Below are 6,562 nucleotides of genomic sequence, written 5' to 3'. Positions count from 1 at the left end.
CCCGGCCCCTCTCCTGAAGGAGAGGGGAGACGTGACTGCAAAACTGAACCGGATTTACCTTGATTAGTGTGATTAGCGCGAAAGCCCCTTCTCCGATCACACCACCTCACCCCCGGCCCCTCTCCGATCAAACCACCTCACCCCCGGCCCCTCTCCTGAAGGAGAGGGGAGACGTGACTGCAAAACTGAACCGGATTTGCCTTGATTGGCGTGATTAGTGCGGTAGCCCCTTCTCCTTCAGGAGAAGGGGTTGGGGTTGAGGTGGGGTGATCAAAGAGAAGGGGTTGGAGATGAGGTAGTGTGAAAAAAGAGAAGGAGATGTGGATGAGGTGGATACTTTATAGCTATTAATAAAGTTTTCACAAATAGACAATACAAGATTATTTTATGATGATGCGTTCTTCAAAATATTTTTATATTTGAAAGGAATCAAAAAATAACAGCATATGAAGGAATATAAAAACCTAAAAGTGAGTATTTCTGATGGGATTATTCTGGTGCAGATCAATCGCCCGGAAGCGCTGAATGCATTGAATACCAATTTTTTTCATGAGATGGACGATGTGGTTGCAGATGTTAAAGGGAATCCTGAAATAAGTGTCATGATCATTACCGGCGAAGGAAAAGCCTTCGTTGCCGGGGCCGATATTTCCGAGATGGTTGATAAAACTCCTGAGGAAGGGTCAGCCTTTTCCCGTTTGGGGCAGAATACGTTCCGCAGCCTTGAGCTTTTGGATATTCCTGTATTTGCTGCCATTAACGGATTTGCATTGGGCGGCGGGCTGGAACTTGCCATGGGCTGTGATTTCAGGATCGCCAGCAGCAAAGCCCGTTTCGGGCAACCTGAGGTTAACCTTGGAATGATCCCGGGTTACGCGGGTACACAACGTCTTCCCAGACTTGTTGGACTAGCCGATGCACTTTTTTTGCTTATGACCGGGGAAATGATAGATGCCGCTGAAGCCCTCAGGATTGGCCTGGTGCAGAAAGTTGTTGAACCGGAAGCACTCATGGAAGAAACCATGAAAATTGCCAATATCATAAAATCCAAAGGCCCTAAAGCAGTCAGGAAGGTCAAATACGTCGCCCGTAAAGGCTTGCTCTCTCCTTTCGAAGAAGGTTGCGAACTTGAAGCAGAATATTTTGGCACACAATTTAAAGATGAGGGAGAAGAAGGAATGCGCGCCTTCCTGGAAAAAAGAAAACCAAACTGGTAATAATAAACCGGTTACGATTGTTGATATAATATCCAAAACCACTTAAAATTATTGCTTGATATGAATTACGAAGAAAGATTGCAAAACGTAACGGTGCTGGGTGCTGCGGGCAAAATGGGCAGCGGGATACTCCTGCTGACTGCCCTGGAAATGGCCGACCTGATGCTCAAACCGGAAAACAAGAAAAAGACATTCGTATTGAATGCCATGGATATTTCAAATGAGGGGCTCGCCGGAGTAATGAAATATCTCAGGGATCAGGTGCTGAAAGTGGCCGAAAAGAAAATGGTGCCATTACGCAGGATCTATGCCGACCGGGCTGATCTCATCGAAAACTCCGATATCGTTACAGAATATGTTAATGATGTGCTAAGCGTTGTTCACCCTACTACCCGGCTTGAAGCTGCTTATGAATCAAACCTGGTTTTTGAAGCGGTGAGTGAAAATAAAGACCTCAAAATTAAATTGTTCAGGCAGATCGATGAGAATAATCCCCACAAACCGTGGTTTTTTACCAATACCTCTTCGGTACCGATTAATATTCTTGACGAAGGTGCCAGGCTGGAGGGCAGGGTGCTGGGATTTCACTTCTACAATCCACCGGCAGTCCAGAAACTGGTAGAAATCATTGTTACCGGAAATACACAAAAAGAAGCTCACGAGTTTGCCCTTGAATTTGCCAAAAAACTTCAGAAAGTGGTTGTGCCTTCCAATGATGTTGCCGGTTTTATCGGGAATGGTCATTTCATGAGGGATGCCTTACACGGGATTCATGAAGTGGAAAGACTTTCTCAGGACATGCCTTACATCATGGCCGTTTATCTTGTAAACAGGATAACCCAGGATTTACTGGTACGACCAATGGGTATTTTCCAGTTGATCGACTACGTGGGTATTGATGTGGTAAGGTTCATCATGCAGGTAATGAACCCACATATGCCCGAGGAGGAACTCCACAGTCCGCTGCTCGATATGTATTTTGAGCAGGGTGTCAAGGGCGGGCAGAATCCCGACGGATCGCAGAAAGACGGTTTCTTTAAATACGAGAAAGGAAAGATTACGGCAATTTATGGCCCTTATGTGAAAAAGTATATTCCGGTGGACGAAATCCTGGAAAGTGCCGAAGAAAGGTTAGGAGACCTGCCTGCATCGCTCTTATCCTGGAAAGCTGCTATCAGGATTAAAGACCGTGATGCTGCGCTGAGAAATTTCTTCAACGATCTAAAGAACCTTAAGTCCTTGGGTGCTGATATTGCCGTGCAGTATGGAAAACGATCGAAAGACATTGGGGAAAAGCTGGTTGCCGATAAGGTAGCCGCCCACGCTGATGACGTTAATACTGTTCTGCTGACAGGATTTTTCCATGCCTACGGACCCATAAACAATTATTTTGACTAAAAAACTGCAAACTATGATACCAAGAAAAAAAGTATATATGGCTGCCGGTTACAATACCGTTTCCCTGGGAACCGGTCGCAGTGAGTTTAATCCCAAAAAAACAAGACCGGGTTTAGAACATTATATCAAAGAGGCCGGTACGGCTACACTTAACATGATAGGCGGTCCGGATAACGTGGATGAAGGCGTTATCGGTAATTTTATGGCCCCGCGTTTCAACAAGCAGGGCAATATGCCTGGCTTCATTCCTTATATTCACGATGGACTGGAGTTTAAGCCGTCAAGCAGTGTTGAAGGTGCCTGCGGTTCGGGTGCGCTTGCCCTCATGGGTGGGATCAAATCTGTTCTGGCCGAGACTGCCGATGTTGTACTGGTTGTTGGAGTGGAGGTTCAGAATACCATGAAGGCTATTTACGGGGCTGACGTACTTGCTGGAGCAGGCTGGTTCGAAAAACGCAAGAATGGGCATGCTTATTTCTTTCCCGGGCAGTTCAGCGATCGTGCCGGAGCCTATTATGATAAATACGGTTTCGACAGAACCAGGAAAGGCCTGGCCCGCTGGTTCCGTAATGCCATGGAAAATGCAAGGCTTTGCCCTACTGCCCAGGAATATGAGAACAAAGTGCCTGATCCAGAAACTCTGTACCTCAGCAGAAAACCCGATGGCCGCTTTTTCGTCGATAATCTCACGGTGTTCGATTGCAGCAAGGTATCCGATGGTGCTTCTGCCCTGATCGTAGCTTCTGAAGAAGGATTGAAAAAATGTGGTATTGATCCCAAAGATGCCGTCGAAATTGTCAGTTTTGCCCAGGTTGAACGAAATATCACCAAGGACCCGCCGGATCTGACCGAGCTCACAACCATCAAAAAGGCCGTTCATCGTGCTATGGAAAGCGCAGGAATAACTGTGGATCAACTGGGAACCATCGAAACCCACGATTGCTTCAGCATTGCAGGGATCCTGGCTATGGAGGCCCTTGGACTGGCGAAACCCGGTGAAGGTGCCGACTTCGTGGCTGCCGGCCATACCGCCAGAGATGGGAGGATTCCCGTTAATACAACCGGAGGACTTATCGGTTGGGGCCACCCCACCGGCGCCACCGGCGTTCACCAGGCAGTCACCATATGGGAACAACTGACCGGTAAAGCTGGGGCTGCACAAATCAATTTGCATCCCGACAAACCCTATGGGATGACAATAAACATGGGCGGCGACGACGTAACGGTTGTTTCAATTATTTATAAACCAGGAAAATAATCTTTCCTGTTACTGTTAAGATAGATTTTACGAAAAGCTTTCCAGGCGGGTGTTTTTAACTTTTGATTAACAAAACACCCGCCTGAGTTGTTGTATGTTTACGCGTAATTTGTAATTATTATAAATTAATTAAAATGAAAAAGTTTATACCCATTTTTTTCCTGATGGCATTCATGTCGGTGGAAATTGCCTTTTCCCAGGAAATGATCAATGATACCAAACCTATCATTAAAAAAGCAACCTACTTTGATAAAACTCCACCTTTGCGGAATATGAAAATCATCCTGCCGGGGGAACGTGACCGTAGCTGGAAAGATAACGAAATCCAGAATGAAGACAGGGATGAAACCATGATGTACAGTAGTTTCGTTCAGCCTGAGGTAGATATGGTTCAGCAAACAGAGATGGGAAGCAGGAATGTTACCGGTCCGCTTCAGAATTTTGCCGGGGTGGGAAGGATCACTGCATTGACACCTCCCGATACCGATGGCGATGTTGGCCCTGATCATTATTTCCAGATGGTTAATGTTTCTTTTGCTATTTGGGACAAGCAGGGAAATCTTTTATATGGCCCTGTCGATAACAGCACGTTATGGGATGGTTTTGTCGGGCCATGGACCGGAACCAACGACGGTGATCCTGTTGTGATCTATGATGAACTGGAAGATCGCTGGGTTGCCACACAGTTTGCTATTAACACCAATAACGGCACCTATTGGGAACTGATCGCTGTCTCAGAAACCCCTGACCCTACCGGAGCATATTATCGCTACGCCTTCCAATATTCACTGTTTAACGATTATCCCAAATTCAGCAACTGGCCTGATGCGTATTACGCCACGTATAATATGTTTGCCGGTGGGTATGCGGGAGCCACGATAGTTGCCTTTGAAAAGGATTCTATGCTGGTAGGCAGCCCAAATGCCCGCATGGTTGAATTCGGTCCTTATACCGCCCAGTATGGAACGAATACCGCGGATTTTGACGGAACAGCATTGCCTCCCGCCGGCTCGCCACAATGGGTAGTTAACCTGAACAAATACAATACCCAATCGCTTGAGGTATATAAATTCACAGTCGACTGGTCCAATCCTGCAAGCTCTACCTTTCAAAGCTGGGATAATCTGCCGGTGACTGCATTCAGCTTCTTTGACCCAAACGTGAGGCCGCAGTTGCCCCAGCCCAATTCATCCCAGTTGCTGGATCCCTTGTCGAAGTATTCGATGTATCCCCTGAAATACAGGAATTTCGGGACACATGAATCGATGACCATTAACCATACAGTGAAGCTGGGAACCAGAGCCGGGGTGCGCTGGTATGAGTTAAGAAAAGATGCCAGCCAGGATCACTGGTATATTTACCAGGAAGGAACCTACGCACCGAATGATGGACTAAGCCGCTGGATGGCCTCTATGGCCATGAATGCCAACGGAGATATTGCCCTGGGATATTCCGTTACCAGCGCCGATGTCTATCCCGGTATACGCTATACCGGCCGTTCAGCCTCCACACCTCTTGGGCAGATGGATGTTGAAGAAGTAACTATAGTTGAAGGATCGGGCTCACAGTCGGGTTCACCCCGCTGGGGCGATTACAGCTATATGAGTGTAGATCCTTCCGATGACCTGACATTCTGGTATACCCAGGAATATATTCCTACAACGGTGTGGGGAACCCGAATCGCTTCCTTTGATCTCGGTCCTTTGCAGCCTCCTACGGCTAATGCAGGAGAGGATAGTGAAATCTGCAGCGAGGAAGTCTTTTACGGACAGGGTAGTGCCACTTCTGCCCAGTCGGTAGAATGGGTCACCACAGGTGACGGTACCCTTATGTTTGCAAATACTTTGCAGCCTGCTTATATCCGGGGTACACAAGATCTTGAAAACGGATATTTCGATCTTATTATGACTGCCTTTGGCTATGAGCCGGGATGGGAAGACAGTGACACCGTTCACGTGGATATCCTGTTCGATGCCGTGGTGGATGCCGGGAACGACACACTTGTCTGCATCAACCATTCTATTCAGATGCAACCGGTCGTACAGAACGTCGACTCGGCAATGTGGACCACTGCCGGTGACGGGACCTTCAACGATCCGAACGAACTTTACGCAATATATACCCCCGGAAGCGCTGATATTGAGAATGGTAGTGTGATATTGTCACTCTATGGAAGCTCCGCGGACCCCTGTGATGGAGAAGACAGTGACGACCTTACCCTTACCATTGATGAATGTACCGGCATCGATGAACTATCCGGCCGTGATATCGCACTGGAGGTATATCCAAATCCATCTTCCGGAATTTTTAACCTGGATGTTCAGAGTCTGAACACAGAGCAGTTTACCCTCAGAATTTTGAATATTCATGGACAGCAGGTCTTTAGTGGCCGGCTTGGTTTTGAAAACGGACAGTATTCCAATTCCCTCGACTTCACCTATTTCCCTAAAGGCATTTACTACGTGGTTGTGCAGGGAGAGAAAAACAGCGTTACGCAGAGGATTGTGTTTAAATAGAAGGAGAAATTGTCGATTCTGTATTCTGTATTCTGTATTTACAATAGGATATACAATTGAGAATTTGCTATTTACAATGCATTGACAATATCAAATCGCACATTGCCAATCCTATTGTAAATACAGAATACAGAATACAGAATCAACAATCTCTCTTTCATCCGCAAGCCTTT

4 protein-coding genes are annotated in these 6,562 nt (G+C 46.8%); all 4 read left to right on the top strand.

Annotated features, from left to right (window positions below; all coding sequences use genetic code 11):
* The first annotated feature begins 446 nt into the window (after nucleotides 1–446).
* The 4 genes from KKA81_10350 to KKA81_10335 all read left to right on the top strand — a co-directional run bounded on the left by KKA81_10350 (nucleotide 447) and on the right by KKA81_10335 (nucleotide 6,389).
* A complete protein-coding gene (locus KKA81_10350; GenBank protein ID MBU2651325.1) occupies nucleotides 447–1,217 on the top strand; it encodes an enoyl-CoA hydratase/isomerase family protein in 771 nt (256 codons plus the stop codon).
* Between the two features lie 60 nt (nucleotides 1,218–1,277).
* On the top strand, nucleotides 1,278–2,615 hold the full coding sequence (locus KKA81_10345; GenBank protein MBU2651324.1) for a 3-hydroxyacyl-CoA dehydrogenase family protein: 1,338 nt from the start codon (nucleotides 1,278–1,280) through the stop codon (nucleotides 2,613–2,615).
* A gap of 13 nt (nucleotides 2,616–2,628) precedes the next feature.
* Complete coding sequence (locus KKA81_10340; GenBank protein ID MBU2651323.1) at nucleotides 2,629–3,873, top strand: 3-ketoacyl-CoA thiolase; 1,245 nt, start codon at nucleotides 2,629–2,631, stop codon at nucleotides 3,871–3,873.
* Between the two features lie 134 nt (nucleotides 3,874–4,007).
* On the top strand, nucleotides 4,008–6,389 hold the full coding sequence (locus KKA81_10335; protein MBU2651322.1) for a T9SS type A sorting domain-containing protein: 2,382 nt from the start codon (nucleotides 4,008–4,010) through the stop codon (nucleotides 6,387–6,389).
* Nucleotides 6,390–6,562 lie beyond the last annotated feature (173 nt).

It is taken from the genome of Bacteroidota bacterium, assembly GCA_018831055.1.
Lineage (GTDB): Bacteria > Bacteroidota > Bacteroidia > Bacteroidales > B18-G4 > M55B132.
This window is presented reverse-complemented; position numbering and strand designations above follow the sequence as displayed.